The following is a 22,300-nucleotide window of genomic DNA, read 5'->3' as shown; positions in this document are numbered from 1 at the left end:
TTACTGAGCGAAGCTGGTTGCGGACCGTGTGGGGTTCAGTCCAAAGGCCAGGTTTCGCGGCTTACTGCTCTTACCGCCTGCGCCGATTCGAGCGCCAGGACATCCTGGGCACGTTGACGGCACAGCTGATAATCGAGGTTGCGCACCCGCGCCTTGATGCCCGGCACCGACACCGGATCCACCGAAAGTTCGGTCACGCCGAGGCCGACGAGGAGCGGCATGGCCAGCGGATCGCCCGCCAGTGCGCCGCATACGCCGACCCATTTGCCATGCTTGTTCGCGCCCTGCACGGTTGCTGCGATCAGGCGCAGCACCGCAGGATGCAAGCCGTCCGCTTGCGCTGCGAGATCGGCCTGGCAACGGTCCATGGCGAGCGTGTATTGCGTCAGATCGTTGGTGCCGATCGAGAGGAAATCCGCGTGTTGCGACAGTTGATCGGCGAGCAACGCGGCCGACGGTACTTCGATCATCACGCCGACTTCGATCGGTTCGGTACGGCCCGATTCACGAGCGAATTCGTCGATGCGTTTGCGGATGCGGATCAACTCGCCGACATCCGTCACCATCGGCAACAGGATGCGTACGGCGCCGAGCGGTTGCACCGCGAGCAGGCCGCGCAACTGATCGTCGAGCAGATCCGGACGGACTTGTGCGAGGCGGATGCCGCGCAGGCCGAGCGCCGGATTCGGTTCGGGCGGCAGCGTCAGGTAATCGACTTCCTTGTCCGCGCCGACGTCCAGCGTGCGAATGATCGCGGTGCGGCCGCTCAACGCCTCGACGATGGCCTGATAGCTCTGGCGATGTTCGTCGACGGTCGGCGCCGAGGCGCGGTGAATGAACAGCAATTCGGTGCGCAGCAGGCCGACGGAATCGGCGCCGTTGTCGACGGCGGTTTTCGCGTCGTCGAGCGTGGCGATGTTCGCGGCGACTTCGATCGCACGGCCATCGGACGTCACGGCCGCCTGTTGCGACGTACGGCGATTCGCTTCGCGCACACCGGCGAGGCGGCTGCGCTCAAGACGCGCGCGTTCGACGTCGAGCTCAGTCGGCGCGAATTCGAGGCGGCCGGTGGTGGCGTTCACCACAACCTGCGTACCTTCAGGGATCGCGTGCAACGCATCGCCGACTGCCACCAGCGCCGGAATGCCGGCCTGACGCGCGAGGATTGCTGCATGCGAAGTGGCGCCGCCACGCGACATCACCAGCGCAGTGACGCGCGTGCGATCCAGCGAGGACAGATCCGACGGTGTGAACTCTTCGGCCGCAAGCACAGCCTCTTCCGGCAGCGTGCGTGCCGCGGCGTTCGTATAACCGAGCGCACGCAACACACGCTTTTCAATGTCGCGCAAATCGGCAGCACGTTCCGCGAGCAACGCGTCTTCGATATTGGTCAGGATGGCGATCTGTGCGCGGATCGCTTCGCGCCATGCAAAGCCCGCGCTCTTGCCGAGGCTGATCAGATCGCGCGCGGCATCGACCAGCGTGGGATCTTCGAGCAGTACGCGATGCACTGCGAAAATACCCGCCTCGCCCACCGCCCCGCGTTGCGACGCATCGCGCACTGTCGTACCGAGGTCGGCGTCGACGGTGGCAATCGCCTTGTCGAGCAGCCGGCTCTCTGCCGCCGACGTGCCGTTCGCCTTTTCCGGCGGATCAATATCCGCATCGTCCCAACGCACCAGTTTGCCGACCGCGACGCCCGGCGACGCGCACACACCCGCGAGCGTATTCGGCGCGAGCGTTTCGCCCGCAGCGCGCGCGACCGTTTGCGGCGCTGGCGAACTTTGTCGCGCCGGCTTCTCTTCGACTTCACCGTGCGCTTCACGGGTCAATTCGTGTGCAATCGCTTCGATCGCAGCTTGAGCTTGCGGACCAACGCCGAGCAACTCGACAGTCGCACCTTCGCCCGCGCCAAGACCGAGCAAACCAACCACGCTCTCGATCGCCGCCTTACGCCCTTCGTAACGCACTTCGACACGCGCATCGAAACCACGCGCCGCTTCGCGAGCACGCGCCGCCGGCCGTGCATGCAGACCACCCGCGTGGACCAGCGTAACTTGCTGACGGGCTTCTTCGGTCACATTGGTGGCGCTCGCCTGGCGCGATGCGTCTGCCGCTTCGCCGCTGCGAGCGCGCAGCACCAGCAACGGCGTTTCGCCTGCCTTCAGCATACCGTTCTGCACACGCTCGACAATCTCAAACGCATCCGAATTGGCAATCGCGATCACCGAGACGAGACTCGGCGCATTCAGCGCGACCTGGTCCTGATCGAATTCGATCAGAATGTCGCCGGTACGCACATGGGCGCCTTGCGCGACCATCGGCGCAAAGCCCTTGCCATTCAGTTCGACCGTATCGATGCCGATGTGCAACAGAATCTCGACGCCTTCGGCCGTCGCAAGCGTGACTGCGTGACCGGTGCGGGCGAGATGGGTGATGGTGCCGTCGCACGGCGCGACGAGTCGCCCCTCGAGCGGATCGATGCCGATGCCGTCGCCGAACATGCCGCCCGAAAACACAGGGTCGGGCACGTTCGCCAGCGGCACGACCGGACCGGTCATCGGCGCGAGCAAAACAATATGGCCTTCAGAATGGCTCATCAAGCGGGACTCCTCGACACGTCGCATCTGATTTCTCGTCAGTGAGTTTCGGTGACTTTGTTGAGATGGCGTGGCGCGTCAGGATTGCGCCCGCGAGCGGCGGCAAGGCCGGCAGCCATCACATAAAAGGACAGGATTGCGGCGATCGGATCGAGCGCCGCATGAGCGGTGGTGGCGAGCGGCAGGGTCGCTTCCGGCACGTCGGCCGGCGCGGCGAGCAGTACGCGGGCGCCGCGCGTCTGCATGTCGCGCGCGAGTTGCAGCAAGCCGGCTTGTTCGGGACCACGCGGTGCGAAGACCAGCAGCGGGTAGTCGCGGTCGATCAACTCCATTGGACCGTGCCGCACTTCCGCGCTCGAAAACGCTTCGGCCTGAATGCCGGAGGTCTCTTTCAATTTGAGTGCAGCTTCCTGCGCGATCGCAAGGCCCAGACCGCGGCCAATCACGATCATGCGTTCGACGCCACGCAGTTCATCCACAGCCTTCGACCAATCAAGCTTGCCGGCGGCTTGCAACGCGTCAGGCAGCGTGTTCAACGCACCGAGCAGCGCTTCGTCTTTCTGCCAATGAGCGACCAGTTGCGCGGAGATCGACAGCATGGCGATGTAGCTCTTGGTCGCCGCGACGCTCAGTTCCGGGCCGGCCACGAGCGGCAGGTGAAACTCGCAAGCGTCCGACAGCGGCGAGTTCGGCGCATTCACCGCGGCCACTGTCAACGCGCCGGCCTTGCGCAATGCTTCCATCGTGCCGACCAGGTCCGGGCTCTTGCCCGACTGCGAGAACGCCAGCGCGAGCTGATCGCGCACTTGCAGCGGCGCTTGCTGGAGCGTCGCGACCGACATCGGCAGCGAGGCAACCGGTACACCGAGGCGGCTCATCGTCAGGCTCGCGAAGTAGCTCGCCGCATGGTCCGAGCTGCCGCGCGCGACTGTCAGCGCAACATGGCGCGGTTGCTGGGCGAGCTTCGCCGCCAATGCTTCCACGCGCGAGGTATCCCTGAGCTGCGCGGCGACCGTTTCAGCGGACGCCAGCGCCTCTTTAAGCATATTCGACAATTGATTCTCCTTCGACGTATGTCGCGGTCAACGCCAGTTCACGATCGAACACGACCACATCGGCCCACGCACCGCGCGCGATGCGGCCGCGGTCTTCGATGCCGAGGTAGTCGGCGGCGTAGCGCGACAAACGGTTTGAAACATCGGCGATCGGCAAGCCGATCGATACGAGATTGCGCAGCGCCTGATCCATCGTCAGCGTGCTGCCGGCGAGCGTGCCGTCGGCGAGACGCACGCCGCCGAGGCACTTCGTCACATGCTGGCTGCCGAGGCGGTATTCGCCGTCGGGCATGCCGGTCGCCGAGGTGCTGTCCGTCACAACGTAAAGACGCGGAATCGCGCGCAAGGCGGCGCGGATCGCGCCCGGATGGACGTGCAGCAAGTCGGGAATGATTTCGGCGAATTCGGCGTGCGCGAGCGCGGCGCCGACGAGGCCGGGATTGCGGTGATGCAGCGGCGACATCGCGTTGAACAGATGCGTGAAGCCGCAGGCGCCGTGCTTGAGTGCGGCGACGGCGTCGTCGTAGGTGCCGAGCGAATGGCCGAGCTGCACGCGCACGCCGCGCGCCGCCATCTCGGAGATGATCTCCATGTGGCCGGCGATTTCCGGCGCCAGTGTGACCACGCGAATCGGCGCGATCGACAGATACTTCAGCACTTCGTCCATCACGGCCGATACGGCCGCGTCTGGTTGCGCGCCGAGCTTGCCGGGGTTGATGTACGGACCTTCCAGATGCACGCCGAGCACACGCGACCCGCCTGGCGTGCGAATGCGCGCGTTGTTGCCCAGACCGGCGACGACATTCATCAGCTCGTCGCGCGGCGCAGTCATCGTGGTGGCGAGCAGGCTGGTCGTACCGTGACGCGCATGGGTGCGGCTGATCGTTTCGATCGCGTCGCCGCCTTCCATCACGTCGGAGCCGCCGCCGCCATGCACGTGCAGATCGATGAAGCCTGGCAGGATGTACGGCGCGTCATTCTTCGCCGGATCGACGCGTTCGCCGGTCAGTGCCGTGATGCGGCCGTTTTCGTATTCGAGCGTGCCGTGAATCCACCCATCGGTGGTGAGTATGTTTCCGGTCAGCATGAGTCTCTCTGGTGAGGCGTAATGCGGGGTGTGACTGAATTGCGTTCGGCTATGCCGCACGTGACGGCTGCCCGCTCAGGCGCGCCAATCAGGTGCGCAATTCAGCGACAAAGTCGTAGTAATCGTCGCGGCAATACGTGTCGGTCAGTTCGATCGCACGCTGGTCCGCGCTATACCCGATACGGGTAATGACCAGCAGCGCCGAGCGCGGTTCGATATCCATCAACGAGGCGATTTCGCTCGAAGCATTGACCGCGCGAAAGTGCTGCAAGGCGCGCACGACGGCAGCGCCACGTTGTTCGAGATAGCTATAAAGCGACACGCCGATGGCCAGCGGATCAGGCACGATCGCCGCGGGCAGCGCCGAATGCTCGACCGCCATCACGATGCCATCCGCGCGCCGCAGACGCCGCAGGCTCGTCACCGCCGCGCCGGGCGACAGACCGAGGTGCACCAGCTCATCACGGTTGGCGGCGCGGATATCGCGCTCGAGCCACACCGAATCCGGCCGGAACCCGCGTTGCTGCATCTTCTTCGTGAAACCGGTGAGCCGCGACAGCGGGTCTTCGACGCGCGGCGTGATGAAGCTCCCTGCGCCACGCGCCCGCCGGATCAAGCCTTGTTCGACCAGCAGCTCGATCGCCTTGCGCGCGGTGATGCGCGACACGCCGATCGCATCCGAAAGCGTGCGCTCCGAAGGCAGCGCTTCACCCGCCGACCACACGCCGCAGTGGATCGCCGTCGCCAGATTGCGCGCGAGCTGCAGATAGAGCGGCGTGACGTTGCGAGCGTCAGGCATCAGTGCGGACCAGCGAGTTTCCATGGGGCTCCGGCGGTCGTCGAGAAGAATGCGGCCTACGAAAATGAGAGCCCATTATATAACCAACATAATACCAGTCAATCAACTGGTCCCATGCTGGTATGAACTAGCGGAAAGCCTTGCTGTATAAGCGTCAGCGGGTGATTTGAGCGCCCCGGAGAGCGGTTTACAGGGATCGGGATTTACCCGTATTCGGGATGCCGGACGGCATCCAGGTGGTCCATAGTGGTTCTCTTCCCGGCCGGATAGACGCCCTAAAATCCATACCTTTCTGATACCACTTAGGGACGCTCCGTGGCAGCGCGGCTTTTTTAATGGGTTCCGTTCCAATATAGTGATGCGTAGTTAGCCAAAAAAATTCCCCCGGGGAGCAGCATTTGACAGATTCCGAGGCGCTGCGGCGCGCTCAGGCCGTCCGCCATTTCAACCGCTTCTATACCCAGCTCATCGGCGCTCTGCACGAGCATCTGGCAAAGAGTGCCTTCTCGCTGACGGAAGTACGCGTTCTACACGAACTGTCCCGCGGACGCGCGCAGACAGCCTCGGTGCTCGGGCGCAACCTCGGCCTCGATAGCGGCTACCTCAGCCGCCTTCTGACCAGTTTCGAACGACGCAACCTGATTACGCGGCGCCCGTCCGACACGGACGCGCGCCAATCGTTGATCGCCCTCACCGACAACGGCCACGCGGCCTACGCGCCGCTCGATACGGCGGCGATCGACGAAGTAACGGCGCTGCTGAACGGCCTCACCGCGCTTTCCCAGGAACATCTGATCGCCGCGATGAAGGTGATCGAGCGCCTGCTCGACAGCAAGCCGCAGCATGAACTCGTGACCCTTCGGCAGCCACGCGCCGGCGAGTGCGGCTGGCTCGTGCATCGGCAGGCGCAGTGGTTCGCTGCGCAATACGGCTGGGATCAGTCGTTCGAAGGGCTGCTCGCGCGCGTCGTCGCCGATTACTCGCAGCGCAACGATCCCGTGCGCGAGATGTGCTGGGTTGCCGATCAGGACGGCATGGTGGTCGGCTCGGTGTGCATCGTCGGAATCTCGACGACCGTGGCGGGCGCGCGGCTCTTGTGGGTGGAGCCAGACGTGCAGCGTCTTGGCATCGGCACGCAATTGATGAACGAATGCGTGCGCTTCGCGCGACGCGCAGGGTACACAAAACTCACGCTGACCACGGCCAGCACGCTCAATGAGCCGCGTCGGCTATGCGAGCGCGCCGGCTTCCAGCTCGTCTGCACGACGGAGGAACGGCGCTTCGGCAAGGATCTGATGATCGAACGGTGGGAGTTGGAGTTGTAGTCCTGCCAACGAATGCGCGACGCACGGACAAAAAAAACGCCACGGTTTGTCACCGTGGCGTTTTTGCTTTGCGAAGCAGGTTGACGGGTGTCGCTTAGAACGACGGCACCACCGAACCCTTGAACTGCGTCTTGATGAACTGGCGCACGTCTTCCGACTGGTAAGCCGCGACCAGCTTCTTGACCCAAGGCTTGTCCTTGTCCTGCGTGCGCACGGCGATCAGGTTCGCGTACGGGCTGTGAATATCTTCGAGCGCGATCGCGTCTTTGGTCGGCTGCAGACCAGCGGCCAGCGCGAAGTTCGTGTTGATCGCGGCCGCGTCGACATCCGACAGCGAGCGCGGCAGTTGTGCCGCGTCGAGTTCGAGCAGCTTGATCTTCTTCGGATTCTCGGCGACGTCGAGCGCCGTGGCGTTATTGCCGTTCGTGCCCGCGCCGGCCTTCAGCTTGATCACGCCTTGCGTCTGCAACAGCAGCAGCGCGCGGTTCTCGTTCGACGGATCGTTCGGCACCGCGATCTTCGCGCCCTGCGCCAGATCCTTCAGCGACTTCAGCTTCTTCGAATAGATACCGAGCGGCGAAATGTACGTCAGGCCCGCATTGACGATCTTGTAGCCACGTTGCTTGACCTGGCTGTCGAGGTACGGCTGGTGCTGGAAGCTGTTGGCATCCAGATCGCCGGCATCGAGCGCGGCGTTCGGCTGCACGTAGTCGTTGAATTCGACGACCTTCACATTCAGGCCTTCGCGCTTCGCCACTTTCGTGACGACTTCCCAGATTTGCGCATCCGGGCCGCCGATGGTGCCGACCTTGATGACCTTGTCGTCGGCGTGTGCGCCGAAGCTGGTGACGATCGCCGCGCTGGCGACTACTGCCGAGAGGGCTTTGAGGATATTTCTGCGCTGCATCTAATTCTCGCTTTTTCTGATCGATGTCAGATTCGGGTGGAAGCCGGCGGCAGGCATCTTGTGAACGCGCCGCCAACTGGACCGTAAATGGTCTCATACGCCCGGCGAGATGGGAAATATCACGATCGCATATGGTTATGCACCTGCAATGGCGCTGTAGATGTGAAACACACTCACCGTAGCCGGAGCGAGGCACTAAGCTCCGTAGGTCGCGCGCAACGAATTAGCTGCTGACAGATAATCGAAGGTCATTGCCCGCAAACCCACGCGGCCCACTTGTTCGCTTACGAGAACGCTCATGTACGTCATCAATCTCATCTACACCGCCCCCCTCGACCGCGTCGACGACGCACTCGAAGCACATCGCGCGTTTCTGACACAACAGTTCGAAGCAGGCGTATTTGTGGCCGCCGGACCGAAGGTGCCGCGCGACGGCGGCATCATTCTGGCGGTGCGCATCGAGCGCGATAAGCTGGATGAGATTCTCGCCAGCGACCCGTTCGCCGAACAGAAGCTCGCGCGTTACGAAGTGACGGAGTTCAAGGCGACGCGCCTCGCGCCGGGAATGAATTTGCCGATGCCGGCTTGAGGATAACTGCGAAGGAAATTGAATATGGGCGCGCGGCAGATGCACGCGCCCGTCTGCATCAATGCATCAACGCATTAATCGAGCAGCAGCTTGATATCGTGCACCCACGGCGTAGCGCCCTGGCCGTCACGCGCGAATAAACGCAGCTTGCCGTCCGGGTCGAATACATAGCTTGCTGCCGTGTGGTCCATCGTGTAGCTATCAGCTGTCTTGCCCGGCACTTTCGCGTAGTAGACGCGGAAGTCTTTCGTGATCTTGGTGAGCTGCGCCTGGTCCGCCGGACGCAAGCCGACGAACGTCGGATTGAACGCCGGCACGTATTGCCCGAGCAGAGTCGGCGTGTCGCGGTCCGGATCGACGGTGACGAACAGCACCTGCACGCGCTTCGCGTCTTCCGGGCCGAGTTGCTGCAACGCTTGCGAAAGCTCAGCCATCGTGGTCGGGCAGACGTCCGGGCAATGCGTATAGCCGAAGAACAGCACCACGACCTTGCCCTTGTAATCCGCCATTGTGCGGACTTGGCCGGTCGTGTCGGGCAGCGAGAAATCGCTCCCGAATTGCATGTTGCCGGTGATGTCGAGGTTCTGGAACGCCGGCGGCTGCTTGCCGCAGCCGGCCACCAGCAACGCGCCGCCGAGTGCGCAAGCGATCACGGTGACACGCGCGGCGGCACGCGCCGTGCGCACAATGCGTTGTGTAAGCATGGGTGTTACGCGCCGATCACGACGCGCGCATAGTGGTCGATCAACAGCGCGGCGAAGAGCAGCGACAGATAAACGATCGAATAACGGAAGGTCTTGCGCGCCAGATCGTCGGAGTAGTCCCGATAGATCTTCCACGCATACGCGAGGAACACGGCGCCGAGCAACACGGCCGCCGCGAGGTACACCACGCCGCTCATACCGGAGATGAACGGCATCATCGTGACCGCGAACAGAATCACCGTGTACAGCAGAATATGCAGGCGCGTGTACTTTTCGCCGTGTGTGTTCGGCAGCATCGGCAGACCGGCGTTTTCGTAGTCTTTGCGGCGATACAGTGCGAGCGCCCAGAAATGCGGCGGCGTCCACACGAAAATGATCAGCACGAGAATCCATGCGTCGCCCGGCACGTGACCGGTGACGGCGGCCCAACCGAGCGCCGGTGGCATCGCGCCGGACGCGCCGCCGATCACGATATTCTGCGGCGTGGCCGGTTTGAGCAGCAGCGTATAGATAACCGCGTAGCCGACGAAGGTGGCAAGCGTGAGCCACATGGTCAGCGGATTAGCGAACGTGTAGAGCGTCCACATGCCGAGCCCGCCGAGCACGGCCGAAAACAGCAGAATTTGCGGGGTGGTGATTTCGCCGCGCGCGGACGGCCGCCACGACGTGCGACGCATCTTCGCGTCGATCTTCTGTTCCATCAGGCAATTGATGGCGAACGCCGCACCGGCCAGCAGCCAGATGCCAACCGTGCCGCCGATCAGGACGGTCCACGGCACCATGCCGGGCGTCGACAGAAACATGCCGATGACTGCGCAAAACACAGCGAGCTGCGTGACGCGCGGCTTCGTCAGGGCGATGTACTGGGAGACCCGGCTACCGGGCGTTTGGGAGAGAGTTGTGCTGTCCATGTGGGGTCACGCTGGCGCGGCATCGCGCGCAGGCAACACGGCGCGGCCGGGACGGCTATAAGCGATCCGAAAGTTTAACATAACGAGTAGAAGCAGCAGGATCGCGGCGCCCCCGTTATGCGCGACCGCAATGGGCAACGGCCATTGCAGGACGATGTTCGACAGACCGGTGATGAACTGGATCAGCACCACCAGCAACACGCCGTTTGCCGGCCGCCTCAGCGAATCGAATCGGCGCAGTTTCAGCGCAAACCACACCAGATAGGCGACCACGACGATCGCGAACGTGCGGTGGGTCCAGTGAATCGCGACCAGCGCATCTTGCGTGATCATGTCGCCGTCACCGGTCATACCGAGCGCGCGCCACAGGTGAAAGCCGTGCGCGAAATCCATCGTCGGGACCCATTGGCCGTTGCAGGTCGGGAAGTCCGTGCACGCGAGCACCGCGTAGTTCGTGCTGACCCAGCCGCCCAACGCAATCTGCACCACCAGCAGTACGAGACCGGCGATCGCCGCCGCTCGCCAGCGCGCGGCTTCGGGCTCGTAGGCCGGCAATGGCGTTTGGCGCGCGGCCAGCCAGCCGAGCGTGCCGAGCAATGCGAGGCCGAGCAGCAAATGGGTCGTCACGATGATCGGTTGCAACTTCATGGTCACGGTCCATGCGCCGAACGCGCCCTGCACGAGAATCAGCAGCAGCAGCGAAGTCGGCCACCACGGCGACACATGCAGCGGACGGCGCTTGATGCGAGCCGTCCACGCAATCAACGTCTGCGCGATGATCAGCACGCCGATCGCCATCGCGAAGTAACGGTGAATCATCTCGATCCAGGCCTTCGTCATGCTGACCGGTCCGGTTGGCATCAATTGATGCGCGGCGGTAATCGCGGCGTGCGCGATGAACGGCGACGACGTGCCATAGCAACCAGGCCAGTCCGGGCAGCCGAGACCAGAATCGGTGAGACGCGTGAAGCCGCCGAACATCACCAGGTCCAGCGTCAGAAAAGTGGTGAGCCACACCAGCTTGCGGAATTTGTTGTCGTCGGCCTTGACCCATACATAGGACAACGGCAGCAACGCGATACACAAGCCGATCAGGGCCAGTTGCAGTACGAACATCTTTCTTACCCTGGTTGCGGCGTCAGCCGATCCTCGACCACTTGAGCAGCTTGGTCAGGTCACCCTTGATCTTGCTGGGGTTCGGATCTTTCGGAAAACGCATCATCAGATTGCCATTCGGATCGACCAGGTAGATGTGGTCGGTGAGCTGGGTGCCGGTATCGGTCGGCAGCCATGCGGACACCTGCGCCGGGTTGGCGATCAGCATGTCGGTGTCGGGATAGGCCTTTTGTATCACGTCGGAGACGTTGCCTGCATCGGTGCGCAGCCACACTTCGACGACGCGCTCGCGTTCCGGGCCCTGAGCTGCGCGGATTTGTCGCATGAAGTACAGCTTGGTGGCGCACGCTTTGTCGCACGCGCTGTTGTCGACGGAGATCATCAGCCAGTGGCCGCGCAACGACGCGAGCTTGAGCGGCTTGCCGTCTTCACCCGTCACGACGATCGATTCGGGAATCGGCCGCTGCGGTTCGATCAGCGCGCCGTAGTTCGTGCTGCCGCCGGCCGGCTTGACCACGTAATAGACGAAATACGACACGGCTATCGGTGCTGCACAGATGATCGCCAGCAATAGCAGCATCCAGCGGCCGCGCTTCCACGATCCCGCGCCATTGGGTTGATCTGCCATCACTTTCGGAGCTGCGGGTTTGCCGGCTTGCGGCGAACGGGGAGATTGCGTCGACACTACAGGACCTCTTTCAATGATTGCGCGGCTTCGAGCTCTTCTCTCAGGGCACGAAACCGCAGGCGATGCGTTACACGCTCGGAGCGTGCTCTTTCTTCGCGGCGCGGCGCGCGGCGTACAAACCGAAGACCAGAGCCGCGGCCGCCATGCCCCACCACTGGAACATGTAGCCGTAGTTGGTTTCAACGCCGGTGGTCGGCGCCGGCCAGTCGCGCACCAGCTTGTCACCGTCGTCGCTCAATTGCTGGATCACGAACGATTGCAGCGGCAGCCCGGTTTCCGCGGCGTAGGCCGCCGTATCCAGATTCTGACGGATCTTCTGATGCGCGGCTGATCCGCCCTGCCCCAACTCGAAAGCGCGCGATGCATCTGCACGCGCAATGCCTTCAATTTCGATCTCGCCTTGCGGCGTGATGTACGGCGCGATGGTTTCGCGATTGTTCATGTTGCGCGGCAGCCAGCCGCGATTGACCAGCACGTAACCGCCGTCGGCCAGTTTAAAAGGCATCACGACGTAAAAACCCGGCTGATCGTTATACGGGCGATTATCCAGATAGACGACTTTGTCCGCGACGAAACTCCCACGCGCCTTCACGCGATGGAATTCGATGTCCTTGAGTGCAACCGGCGTAGCGCTCACAGGCCGCGCGGGCGCGTCTTCGAACTGCGTGATCTGGGCTTCGAGTGCTTCCTTCTGATGCGCACGGTCGCGCTGCCAGAAGCCAAGCCGCACCGTCACTGCAATCACCAGCAGAATCAGCAGCGCGGGAACGAGGCGAAACTTCATCGAACACACTCCGGCACCGGCGCATGCGACGGCGTCCTGAACGTACGGCAGACGCTGACGCGCGGTGCGATAATAAACGTCTTGCCTCTGCGCTTCCCGGTTTCAGTTGGTTCCATGCACATTCTCGTTCCCATCGCCTTCGTCCTGATCATCGCCAGCATGGTGTCCGCGCTTTACTTCATGATGCATGACAAGGGCAAAACCAAGCGGATGGTCTGGTCGCTCGCCACGCGGGTGGGTCTGTCGATCTCGCTGTTCCTGTTCATCCTGTTCGCTCACTGGATGGGCTGGATTCAGTCGACCGGTATTCCTTACGGGCGTTGAGCTCAGCGAAAAAAGCTTCGCGCCACTAAACCCACCAAACAAAACGCCGCCCTGACAGGGTCGAGGGCGGCGCTCCATGACTTGCGTACTGCTCGTGCGCTGCGCCCTTGATGGGCGATGCGCGAACGACCTGCACACGTTCCGGAAACCACTCGGTTTTCAGTACGTATGCAGACCAGACTGCGTTACAGCCAGTACACGACGACGTACAGCCCAAGCCACACGACGTCCACAAAGTGCCAGTACCAGGCGGCGCCTTCGAATGCGAAGTGATGCTCCGCGGTGAAGTGGCCGCGAATCATCCGCGCCAGCACCACGGCCAGCATCGTACCGCCGAGGAACACGTGGAAACCGTGGAAGCCCGTCAGCAGGAAGAACGTCGAACCATACACGCCTGAAGCCAGCGTCAGGTTCAGTTCGTTGTACGCGTGGAAATACTCGAAGCCTTGCAGGAACAGGAAGCAGACCCCGAGCACCAGCGTAGCCGCCAGCCAGATGATCGCCTTCTTGCGATGATCTTCACGCAGCGCGTGGTGCGAAACCGTCAACGTAGCGCCCGACGACAGCAGCAGCGCCGTGTTGATAGTCGGCACCGGCCACGGCTGCATCGACTTGAAGGTCGAGACCAGCGCTGCCGGACCGTTGTTCGGCCACACCGCCGAGAAATCCGGCCAGATCAGCTTGTAGTCGAGGCTGCCGAGCTGATGCAGCGCGATTTCACGTGCATAGAACAACGCGCCGAAGAAAGCGCCGAAGAACATCACTTCGGAGAAGATGAACCAGCTCATGCTCCAGCGGTACGACTTGTCGACATTCTTGCCGTACATGCCGCCTTCCGACTCGGCGATCGCGTCGCCGAACCAGTGCCACAAGGTATAGAGCAGCCACAGCAAGCCGACGACGACGCCGATCGGCGCCAGTTCATGTTCGTTGATCCAGGCCGCAAGCGATCCGAGCATGACCAGCAATCCGACCGCGGCGCTGATCGGATGCCGCGACGGATGCGGTACGAAATAGTACGGGCTCTCGTTTTGACCGCTCATTCTTGATTCTCCACTTCAGTCCAGTTGTTCCGGAATCTCCGGCTGTATCTTCGGCGGCGCGTCGATACCGCACCGCTTCTCTCTAATTCGTGGGCTCTGCTTCGCCCGGTACGACTTGTGTGTCTGCCGGCTCAACCTACTACGGCGTGCACGATCAGGATCAGCACTCCGATCAGGATAGCGACGCTGATCAGCGCTGCTGCAAGCACATGCAGCGGGTTCAACTGAGTTGCGTCCGCTTCCAGATCACGACGCTTGCGCACCCCGAAAAACGACCAGAACACGGCTTTCATCGACTGGCCGAAACTGCTCTTGCGTGGGCTGCCGTGGTTATCGCTCATTAACGTCTTCTTCCTTCGCCTGCGGCCAGCGCCGTCAGGCGGGGTTGGCGGTGGTCGCCGCCGTGTTGGCCGTGGGTGCTGCGCTCCCGGCCGTCGCCGCTGCCGGCGTATTCAACTCAAAGAACGTGTACGACAACGTGATCGTTTTCACATCCTTCGGCAACTTCGGGTCGACGACAAACACCACCGGCAACCGCTTCGTCTGGTTCGCAGTCAACGTCTGCTGCGTAAAGCAAAAACACTCGATCTTCTTGAAGTACTCGGTTGCCTGCTTCGGCGCGTAGCTCGGAATGGCCTGCGCCTGAATCGTGCGCGCCTGTTCGTTGCTGACCTCGTACATCACTGTCGTCACTTCGCCCGGATGCACGTCGAGACTACGTTGCTCTGGCTTGAAACCGAGCGGACCGCGCGCGTTCGCATCGAGTTCGATCGAAATCGTGCGACTCATGTCGACCTGCGTATTCTTCGCCTCACGCACCGTAGCATCACGCTGCACGAGGTTGTTGATGCCGGTGATCTGACAGATCGCGCGGTACATCGGCACCAGCGCAAAACCAAAACCGAACATCATCAACGCGACGATGAACAGCTTGATCAGCATCGAACGGTTAAAAGAGCGATCGGCCTGGGCCGGCGGTTGCGTCGACATCTCAATCCTCAACAATCCTGCACACAGACTCGAACACCCGCGTACCGCGTCAGGGGAACCACTTCTGATGAATGATGACGCTCGCAAAAAAAGCCGCGGCGATGACAAACATCACGATACCGATCCGCCGGTTGCCCGCGCGAACCTGCTCGGGCGTACGTCTTTCTTGAGGATTGCGCGTCATGCTCGACTTTCTGAATACTTTCGTCACTACAGGGTGCCACCACTGCTCGCATGGCTGCCCGGTTCTGGCGGCGACTGACACCACGCCGCCAGAACCGGCAAGCTCGCTGAACGCCGATTACTCGACGGTCGGCGGGTTTTCGAACGTGTGGAACGGAGCCGGGCTCGGCACGGTCCATTCGAGGCCCGTTGCGCCGTCCCACGGCTTGTCGCCCGCTTTCTCGTGCTCGCCACCGCCACGGTAGGCCGGCAGTGCAACTGCGAACAGGAAGTACACCTGCGCCAGACCGAAGCCGAACGCGCCGATCGAGATGACCTGGTTCCAGTCGGTGAACTGTGCCGGGTAGTCAGCGTAGCGACGCGGCATACCCGCGAGACCGACAAAGTGCATCGGCAGGAACGCGAGGTTGAAGAAGAACATCGACGCCCAGAAGTGGATCTTGCCGCGCGTTTCGTTGTACATCCAGCCGGTCCACTTCGGCGACCAGTAGTACCACCCGGAGAACAACGCGAAGAGAGAACCCGCCACTAGCACGTAGTGGAAGTGCGCCACCACGAAATAGGTCCCGTGATACTGGATGTCGAGCGGCGCCATTGCCAGCATCAGGCCCGACAGACCGCCGAACGTGAACACGATCAGGAAGCCGACCGCGAACAGCATAGGCGTTTCGAAGGACAGCGAACCGCGCCACATCGTCGCGACCCAGTTGAACACCTTCACACCCGTCGGCACGGCGATCAGCATCGTCGCGTACATGAAGAACAGCTGGCCCGTCACCGGCATGCCGGTTGCGAACATGTGGTGCGCCCAGACCATGAACGACAGAATCGCGATCGACGAGGTTGCGTAAACCATCGAGCTATAGCCGAACAGCGGCTTGCGCGAGAACGCCGGGATCACCTGCGACACGATCCCGAACGCCGGCAAGATCATGATGTACACCTCGGGGTGCCCGAAGAACCAGAAGATGTGCTGGTACATGACCGGGTCGCCGCCACCTGCCGCGTTGAAGAACGACGTGCCGAAGTGGCGATCGAACAGCACCATGGTGATCGCGCCTGCCAGAACCGGCATCACGGCAATCAGCAGGTACGCGGTGATCAGCCACGTCCAGACGAACATCGGCATCTTCATCAGCGTGAGGCCGGGCGCGCGCATGTTCAGGATCGTCACAACGATGTTGATCCCGCCCATGATCGACGAAGCACCCATCAAGTGGACTGCGAAAATCGCGAAGTCCATGCCCGGGCCCATCTGCGTCGACAACGGTGCGTACAGCGTCCAGCCCGCGGCGGTCGCGCCGCCGGGTGCGAAGAACGAGCCGACCAGCAACACCGCAGCCACCGGCAGCAGCCAGAAGCTGAAGTTGTTCATCCGCGCAAAAGCCATGTCCGATGCGCCGATCTGCAGCGGCACCATCCAGTTCGCGAAGCCGACGAAGGCCGGCATGATCGCGCCGAACACCATGATCAGGCCGTGCATGGTGGTCAACTGGTTAAAGAACTCGGGGCGCATGATCTGCAGACCCGGCTCGAACAGTTCGGCACGGATCATCAGCGCCATCACGCCCCCGGAGAGGAACATGGTGAACGAGAAGATCAGGTACAGCGTACCGATGTCCTTGTGATTGGTTGCGAACAGCCAACGACGCCAGCCATGCGGCGTTTCGTGAGCATGGTCGCCGTGCACGTGCTCGTGGCCCGCGGTTACATCGTGTCCGATGCTAGACATGACAATCTCCTAATGCGAATACTGCGGTGCTGACCATGAACACGTCAGGCAGCCGGGCTGATCTGGACACGCCGGGCTTCTTTTGCGTCGCTGCCGCCCGTGATCGTTTCCGGCTTCTTCAAAATAATGTGGTCTTCGGCAATGCCGGCTGCTTTCAGCGCGTCGCGCACGGCTTCGGCACGAGTCTTCGCGAGCTTCGCGTTGACTTCGGCAGAGCCGGTGGCGTCGGTGAAGCCCGACAGCGTGAACTTGGCGTCCGGGTGTGCTTTCGCGTAGGCCGCGGCCGCGTCGACCGCCGCTTTCGCGTCGGCCGGCAGCGTGCTCTTGCCGGTGTCGAAGTAGATGCTTGCCGGGAGTGCAGCCGTGGTGTCCGAGGCGGCCGAAGCGGCTTCTGCACCAGAGGCAGACGCTGCGCCCGAAGCTGCTTCTGCGCCGCTAGCTGCTGCGCCTGCGCTGGCCAGATGATCGCCGCCTTCCGGCAACTTGCCGTTACGGGCGTCCAGAATCTGCTTCGGCTGGAGAATGTCGCCGGTGTGGTTGCCCCACGAATTACGTTCGTACGTGATGACCGAAGCGATTTCGACGTCGTTAAGCGTCGGCGCCCACGAAGGCATCGCGTTCTTGCCCTTCAGCACCAGGCTCACGTGCTCGGCGATCGGGCCGTTGGCGATCTTGCTGCCGTCCAGCGCCGGGAATGCACCTGCACCCTTACCGGTCGGCTGGTGGCAGACCGCGCAGTTCGCTGCGTACACCTTGCCGCCGCGCTCCATCAGCTCAGCCATGGTGTAGGTCTTGTTCGGATCGTCCTGGCCGGCGGCCATTTTCTTCTTCTGCGTATCGACCCACTTCGCGTAGTCGTCTGCCGACAGCACTTCGACCACCACCGGCATGAACGCGTGTTCTTTGCCGCACAGTTCCGTACAGAAGCCGCGGAAGGTGCCGGTCTTGTCAGCCTTGAACCACGTGTCGCGCACAAAACCCGGAATCGCATCCTGCTTCACGCCGAATGCCGGCACGTACCAGGAGTGGACCACGTCGTTCGCGGTGGTGATGATGCGGATTTTCTTGTCGACCGGGACGACGAGCGGATTGTCGACTTCCTGCAGGTACGTGGTGGAAATCGGCTCGCGGCCATCGGTTTGCGCACGCGGCGTGGCCAGCGTGGACAGGAAGCTGATGCCCTCACCCGGACCCTTCACGTAGTCGTAGCCCCACTTCCACTGGTAGCCCGTGACCTTGATGGTGACGTCGGCGTTCGTGGTGTCCTTCATCGCGACGACGGTCTTGGTGGCGGGGAGCGCCATCAGCACGACGATGACGAACGGGACGATCGTCCAGATGATTTCGACGGTAGTGCTTTCGTGGAAATGGGAAGCTTTATGGCCTTTCGATTTGCGGTGCGCAAACATCGAATAGAACATCACTGCGAACACGCCGACGAAGATCACCGTGCACAGGATCAGCATGAACGTGTGGAGGCTGTAGAGCTCCTCAGCGATTTTCGTCGCCGGCGGCTGGAGATTGATCTCGTTGACGGCAGGGCCGCCCGGAACATCGCCCACTGCCAGGGCCGCCCCGGCGAAAAGCAGTCCGCTCATCGCCAGCACGCCCATGAGGGCTCGCTTGATTGTTTTCATAGCTTCCTTACCCAAAATTTCCATTCAAACCCTCGACCCCGCTGGCAGGCTGTCTCGCGCTCCCCGTGAACGCCGCGCGTCTCAACACGTCTAACAACGCGTGAGCCACATGCGCAATTCGCCTGCGAACTGCGCGCGCCGATACTGCGCGAGATGTTGCCCGATCATGATCGTCTGTCCGCGCGAGACCAGTTTGATCTGGTCACGCGGCGTTGCGCCCGGTTCGATCCGCACCCAGCGCGGATTGAATTCGAACTGCGTGAGCCGCTCGGCGCTGACCTGCTCGATCACGAGCCGGTTCTGAAACAGCCGGACGCGCTCGTAATCGACAGCATGACGCGCATATATGGCAAACGCGATGCCCACCGCCAGCAATTCAATACCGGTGAACGGCAACACCAGCCAGGCGCCGACCAGAACCAGCATGAAAGCAATTGCCAACGAGAACAACGCAAGCGACACGTAGAAACATACAAACTGCCGCGGTGATATCGAACAGTTGCGCTTCATCGTCCAGTCTTTGAGAACTGGTTCTGAATCCGCCAGCAGATCTGATGCTTCCATCGCTGCCTCCCGCCGACCGTCTCCAATCACCGCCTGCGGCCATTGCTTGCGACCGCAGAATCCAGCCACTTGATTACTGCCGCGTCACTTCATGTTGCAGCCCTATGCCTCGGGCCTGCCGCCCCAAATGTGGGAACTCCGGGCGACAAACTGACGCATTATAGGCGCGATCCATGGCATCCACAAGCAAGCCTCAATCGGCTCACAAGCCCGGTGCGACAAGCCTCCGCGCCGTTTTGACGCAGCTTTCGCGCGTCTTTTGAAGCGGTAATTTCAGACATAACAGATGTCCTCTTTACCGCTTCGTTGATTCCTCACCGATTCCTCGACGAGCCTCGTCCGATATCCTCGAGCCGCACGATCCCATGCCCTTCGGCCGTGGTGCGCGGCACGGCTTTCCAGGCGTGGCCGTAGATCACTTCGAAGGTCAGCGCGATCGTGCCGTCGGCACGCCGGCGGGCTTCGAGCGCCGCCAGCAAAGCCTTGTGCAGCCTACGCGCGACAGCATTCGAGGTGCTCTCGCGCTCGAACGGATAGGCGCCCCAACGGCGCACATCCGCGAGCAGCGACTCGGGCGACTTATATGTAATGGTGAGTGTTTCCTGATCCATCACCGGAATCTCGAAACCGCTCTCGACCAACATGTCTCCGAGGTCATGCATGTCGACAAAGTCGATCACGTGCTTGCGGGACACGACGCCATGGGCGGCCTCGACCTCGGCGTAAGCGCCGCGCAATTCCTTCAGCGAATCGGGGCCGAGCGTGCTGAACATCAGCAGGCCGTTCACTTTCAGCACGCGTTGCCACTCGGGAAACACGAGATCGGGCCGCGAGTGCCAGTGGAGAGCGAGATTGGACCAGATGAATTCGAAGGCGCCGGCCGCGAACGGCAGCGCCGAGAAGTCGGCCTGCGCGAAACGCGGACCACGGGCGCCGAGTGCCTTGCCGAGCGTGGCCGGCAAAAAGCGCCGCCAGCTCGTGTCGCCGGAATCGTGATGCAGCGCGCGGCTGAGCATTCCGTGCGACAGGTCGGTGCCGAACACCGGCGCCTCGGGGAAGCGTTCGCGCAATCCGGGGATGTCTTCGCCCGCACCGCAACCGGCGTCGAGCACGCTCGACGGCGCAACCTTGATGTAGTCGAGGCGTTCGCGCATGCGCTGCGCGATTTCGCGCGGCAGGAACGCGACCTGGTCGAAGGTCGCCGCACGGCGGTCGAAAATTTGCCTGAGGCGCCGGGAATCATAGGCCGGACGGCCAGATTGAGACGTAGTTGGGGGCATGGGTGTCGTACTGGCGTAGAGCACGAAGTATACTCGTTCGCTTCCGTCCATTCAGCGTGAAAGGCCTTTACGGGCGGTCCAATCATGCCATTCCGAAAAAATTCCTCGTCTCCCGGCAGCTCGAACGCACTTTTTGCACGCTTCACGCGCGGCTTATATTCGGCGTGGCCGCATGTGATGCACGCTGCGTTGCCGAACCTGTGCGCACTGTGCGGCAATTTGTCGCATAAAACGCTGTGTGCTGGTTGTGACGAGGCGTACTGGAACGAAGCCAGATTGCGCTGCACGATGTGCGCGGTCCCTTTGTCCGGAACGCGCTGGGCGGGCCACGCGCAATATCGCTGTGCGGATTGCATCGGCGAGCCGCCGCCGTTCGAGGCGACCTTTGCTCTTGCCGATTACCGCCAGCCGCTCGATGCCTTGGCGCTCGGGCTGAAATTCCGTGCCCGGCTGATGCTGGCGCGCGAGTTTGCGCAACGCCTTGCGCGGCTCGCAGGGGATTCATGGGTGGACGCGACGGACAAGCCCGATGTGCTCGCGCCTGTGCCGCTGGCCAACAAACGTCTTACTGAGCGCGGCTACAACCAGGCCTGGCAGATTGCGAGGCCCCTGGCCCGCGCGCTGAATCTGCGCAGCGACGCCACCTTGCTGCATCGTGTGATCCACACCGCGCCGCAATCGCGACTCGACCTGGACGCGCGCCGCTTGAACGTGGGCCGCGCATTCAAAGTCGCCAGACCGGTACAAGGTCTGCATGTCGGCATCGTCGACGATGTCATGACGACCGGCGCGACCCTCGAAGCGCTGGCGCGTACGCTCAAAGCTGCCGGTGCGCGGCGCGTCACCAACTTCGTCGCGCTGCGTACGCCGAAAAACTAGTCTCTATCAGAAGCCATCATGTTCAATGTCGTTCTCGTCGAACCCGAAATCCCGCCGAACACCGGCAACGTTATCCGCCTGTGCGCCAACACCGGCGCGCGGCTGCATCTGATCGAGCCGCTCGGCTTTCCGCTCGACGACGCCAAGTTGCGTCGCGCCGGTCTCGACTATCACGAGTATGCGCAGATGAACGTGCATGCCGATTGGGCTACGTTCGTCGCCAAGGAAACGCCCGATCCGGCGCGGATGTTCGCCTTCACCACCCGTGGCTCGGGCCGGTTTCACGAGCATGCGTTTCAATCCGGCGACTGGTTCGTATTCGGCGCCGAAACGCGCGGCCTGCCTGACACCGTGCTCGACCAATTCGCCAATGAACAACGCGTGCGTCTGCCGATGCGGCCGGGCAACCGCAGCCTGAATCTGTCGAATACGGTCGCTGTCGTGGTGTTCGAAGCGTGGCGTCAGACCGGCTTCGACGGCGGCGCCTGACGGCGCTTCAATTCGGCTTCGTAGCGCGCGAGCATGGCTTCGTCGAAACAGGCGAACACCACGTGCTCGATTTTCGGGGTGCGTGGCAAAGTTTCAAGCACAGCGCCCACGGCGATCTGCACGGCTTCGTTGGCAGGAAAATGGTAGATGCCGCAACTAATCGCGGGGAATGCAATGCTCGTGCAATGCGCCTGATGCGCGACTTCGAGTGAGCGTTGATAACAGGAGGCAAGCAGGTCCGCCTCGCCGCGCACACCACCCTGCCAGACCGGGCCGACCGCATGGATCACGTGTTTGGCCCGTAACTGGTAGCCACGGGTGATTTTCGCATCACCGGTTGCGCAGCCGCCGAGCGTTTCGCACTCACGCAGCAATTCCTTGCCGGCCGCGCGGTGAATCGCGCCGTCCACGCCGCCCCCGCCTAGCAACGAAGTATTCGCGGCATTGACGATCGCATCCACGGCGAGTGTCGTGATGTCGACCACGCGCGCTTCTAGCGTGCAATTGTTAAAACTGGGCATGAGAACCTCGCTGGTCCGAAGCGTCGATAAAACGTGGACAGCGATGGCGGGCAGCCGTTCAGCGCTTTTCGCGCTAAACGGCTGAAAGACAAG

At 62.3% G+C, this 22,300-nt stretch carries 24 protein-coding genes; 5 read left to right on the top strand and 19 right to left on the bottom strand.

What is annotated here, in order from left to right; all coding sequences use genetic code 11:
- Window positions 1-35: 35 nt before the first annotated feature.
- The 4 genes from ptsP to KHO30_RS27100 form a co-directional block, all read right to left on the bottom strand.
- On the bottom strand, window positions 36-2,600 hold the full coding sequence (ptsP, locus tag KHO30_RS27115; RefSeq protein WP_211702880.1) for a phosphoenolpyruvate--protein phosphotransferase: 2,565 nt from the start codon (window positions 2,598-2,600) through the stop codon (window positions 36-38).
- Between the two features lie 38 nt (window positions 2,601-2,638).
- Window positions 2,639-3,646 carry an SIS domain-containing protein gene (locus tag KHO30_RS27110; protein WP_211703058.1) on the bottom strand — a complete coding sequence of 336 codons (1,008 nt, stop codon included), beginning with the start codon at window positions 3,644-3,646 and terminating at the stop codon, window positions 2,639-2,641.
- A complete protein-coding gene (gene nagA, locus KHO30_RS27105; protein WP_093643731.1) occupies window positions 3,639-4,742 on the bottom strand; it encodes an N-acetylglucosamine-6-phosphate deacetylase in 1,104 nt (367 codons plus the stop codon). The genes KHO30_RS27110 and nagA overlap by 8 nt, the downstream gene beginning before the upstream one ends.
- Window positions 4,743-4,830: 88 nt before the next feature.
- Window positions 4,831-5,565: a GntR family transcriptional regulator gene (locus KHO30_RS27100; protein WP_054035773.1), complete on the bottom strand. Its 735-nt coding sequence runs from the start codon at window positions 5,563-5,565 to the stop codon at window positions 4,831-4,833.
- Between the two features lie 374 nt (window positions 5,566-5,939).
- Here KHO30_RS27100 and KHO30_RS27095 point away from each other — a divergent pair, with 374 nt between their 5' ends.
- Window positions 5,940-6,866, top strand: a complete 927-nt coding sequence (locus KHO30_RS27095) for a bifunctional helix-turn-helix transcriptional regulator/GNAT family N-acetyltransferase (protein ID WP_093643734.1) — start codon at window positions 5,940-5,942, stop codon at window positions 6,864-6,866.
- A 94-nt stretch (window positions 6,867-6,960) separates the two neighbouring features.
- Here the strand turns inward: KHO30_RS27095 and KHO30_RS27090 are convergent, their stop codons facing one another.
- On the bottom strand, window positions 6,961-7,773 hold the full coding sequence (locus KHO30_RS27090; RefSeq protein ID WP_093643784.1) for a MetQ/NlpA family ABC transporter substrate-binding protein: 813 nt from the start codon (window positions 7,771-7,773) through the stop codon (window positions 6,961-6,963).
- A gap of 298 nt (window positions 7,774-8,071) precedes the next feature.
- Between KHO30_RS27090 and KHO30_RS27085 the strand changes: the two genes are divergently transcribed.
- On the top strand, window positions 8,072-8,362 hold the full coding sequence (locus KHO30_RS27085) for a YciI family protein (RefSeq protein ID WP_211702879.1): 291 nt from the start codon (window positions 8,072-8,074) through the stop codon (window positions 8,360-8,362).
- Between the two features lie 74 nt (window positions 8,363-8,436).
- On the opposite strand, the gene KHO30_RS27080 is transcribed toward KHO30_RS27085, so the two are convergent.
- From KHO30_RS27080 to KHO30_RS27060, 5 genes are all read right to left on the bottom strand, one after another.
- A complete protein-coding gene (locus KHO30_RS27080; protein WP_211702878.1) occupies window positions 8,437-9,066 on the bottom strand; it encodes an SCO family protein in 630 nt (209 codons plus the stop codon).
- Between the two features lie 5 nt (window positions 9,067-9,071).
- Entirely contained in the window at window positions 9,072-9,977 is a 906-nt protein-coding gene (cyoE, locus tag KHO30_RS27075) for a heme o synthase (protein ID WP_054035767.1), read from the bottom strand.
- Window positions 9,978-9,983: 6 nt separating this feature from the next.
- The gene (locus KHO30_RS27070; RefSeq protein WP_211702877.1) at window positions 9,984-11,093 is read right to left on the bottom strand and encodes a COX15/CtaA family protein; all 1,110 of its coding nucleotides are present in this window, start codon (window positions 11,091-11,093) and stop codon (window positions 9,984-9,986) included.
- Window positions 11,094-11,115: 22 nt separating this feature from the next.
- The gene (locus tag KHO30_RS27065; RefSeq protein ID WP_200651374.1) at window positions 11,116-11,778 is read right to left on the bottom strand and encodes an SCO family protein; all 663 of its coding nucleotides are present in this window, start codon (window positions 11,776-11,778) and stop codon (window positions 11,116-11,118) included.
- Between the two features lie 70 nt (window positions 11,779-11,848).
- Window positions 11,849-12,565, bottom strand: coding sequence for an SURF1 family protein (locus KHO30_RS27060; RefSeq protein ID WP_211702876.1), 717 nt, complete (start codon window positions 12,563-12,565; stop codon window positions 11,849-11,851).
- A gap of 114 nt (window positions 12,566-12,679) precedes the next feature.
- Between KHO30_RS27060 and KHO30_RS27055 the strand changes: the two genes are divergently transcribed.
- Window positions 12,680-12,889, top strand: a complete 210-nt coding sequence (locus KHO30_RS27055) for a twin transmembrane helix small protein (protein WP_007179452.1) — start codon at window positions 12,680-12,682, stop codon at window positions 12,887-12,889.
- Between the two features lie 185 nt (window positions 12,890-13,074).
- On the opposite strand, the gene KHO30_RS27050 is transcribed toward KHO30_RS27055, so the two are convergent.
- The 8 genes from KHO30_RS27050 to KHO30_RS27015 form a co-directional block, all read right to left on the bottom strand.
- Window positions 13,075-13,932: a cytochrome c oxidase subunit 3 gene (locus tag KHO30_RS27050; RefSeq protein ID WP_093643746.1), complete on the bottom strand. Its 858-nt coding sequence runs from the start codon at window positions 13,930-13,932 to the stop codon at window positions 13,075-13,077.
- Window positions 13,933-14,063: 131 nt separating this feature from the next.
- The gene (locus tag KHO30_RS27045; RefSeq protein WP_093643748.1) at window positions 14,064-14,273 is read right to left on the bottom strand and encodes a DUF2970 domain-containing protein; all 210 of its coding nucleotides are present in this window, start codon (window positions 14,271-14,273) and stop codon (window positions 14,064-14,066) included.
- 34 nt (window positions 14,274-14,307) lie between these two features.
- Complete coding sequence (locus KHO30_RS27040; RefSeq protein ID WP_093643751.1) at window positions 14,308-14,922, bottom strand: cytochrome c oxidase assembly protein; 615 nt, start codon at window positions 14,920-14,922, stop codon at window positions 14,308-14,310.
- 49 nt (window positions 14,923-14,971) lie between these two features.
- Window positions 14,972-15,106 carry a cytochrome oxidase small assembly protein gene (locus KHO30_RS27035; protein WP_093643753.1) on the bottom strand — a complete coding sequence of 45 codons (135 nt, stop codon included), beginning with the start codon at window positions 15,104-15,106 and terminating at the stop codon, window positions 14,972-14,974.
- Between the two features lie 117 nt (window positions 15,107-15,223).
- A complete protein-coding gene (gene ctaD / locus KHO30_RS27030) occupies window positions 15,224-16,837 on the bottom strand; it encodes a cytochrome c oxidase subunit I (protein WP_093643755.1) in 1,614 nt (537 codons plus the stop codon).
- 44 nt (window positions 16,838-16,881) lie between these two features.
- Complete coding sequence (gene coxB, locus KHO30_RS27025; RefSeq protein WP_200651371.1) at window positions 16,882-18,498, bottom strand: cytochrome c oxidase subunit II; 1,617 nt, start codon at window positions 18,496-18,498, stop codon at window positions 16,882-16,884.
- Between the two features lie 66 nt (window positions 18,499-18,564).
- On the bottom strand, window positions 18,565-19,038 hold the full coding sequence (locus tag KHO30_RS27020) for a DUF2244 domain-containing protein (protein ID WP_063494650.1): 474 nt from the start codon (window positions 19,036-19,038) through the stop codon (window positions 18,565-18,567).
- Between the two features lie 314 nt (window positions 19,039-19,352).
- Complete coding sequence (locus KHO30_RS27015) at window positions 19,353-20,318, bottom strand: methyltransferase domain-containing protein (protein ID WP_211702875.1); 966 nt, start codon at window positions 20,316-20,318, stop codon at window positions 19,353-19,355.
- 84 nt (window positions 20,319-20,402) lie between these two features.
- On the opposite strand from KHO30_RS27015, the gene KHO30_RS27010 reads away from it, so the two are divergent.
- Both KHO30_RS27010 and trmL read left to right on the top strand, forming a co-directional pair.
- Complete coding sequence (locus KHO30_RS27010; protein ID WP_211702874.1) at window positions 20,403-21,197, top strand: ComF family protein; 795 nt, start codon at window positions 20,403-20,405, stop codon at window positions 21,195-21,197.
- Window positions 21,198-21,215: 18 nt separating this feature from the next.
- Entirely contained in the window at window positions 21,216-21,686 is a 471-nt protein-coding gene (gene trmL, locus KHO30_RS27005) for a tRNA (uridine(34)/cytosine(34)/5-carboxymethylaminomethyluridine(34)-2'-O)-methyltransferase TrmL (RefSeq protein ID WP_211702873.1), read from the top strand.
- On the opposite strand, the gene KHO30_RS27000 is transcribed toward trmL, so the two are convergent.
- Window positions 21,659-22,207, bottom strand: a complete 549-nt coding sequence (locus tag KHO30_RS27000; RefSeq protein ID WP_211702872.1) for an O-acetyl-ADP-ribose deacetylase — start codon at window positions 22,205-22,207, stop codon at window positions 21,659-21,661. The genes trmL and KHO30_RS27000 overlap by 28 nt on opposite strands.
- Between the last annotated feature and the right edge of the window lie 93 nt (window positions 22,208-22,300).

Source organism: Paraburkholderia aspalathi (assembly GCF_905220735.1).
GTDB lineage: Bacteria > Pseudomonadota > Gammaproteobacteria > Burkholderiales > Burkholderiaceae > Paraburkholderia > Paraburkholderia aspalathi.
Note: the sequence above shows the minus strand (reverse complement) of the source record. Positions and strands in the feature narration are given on the sequence as shown.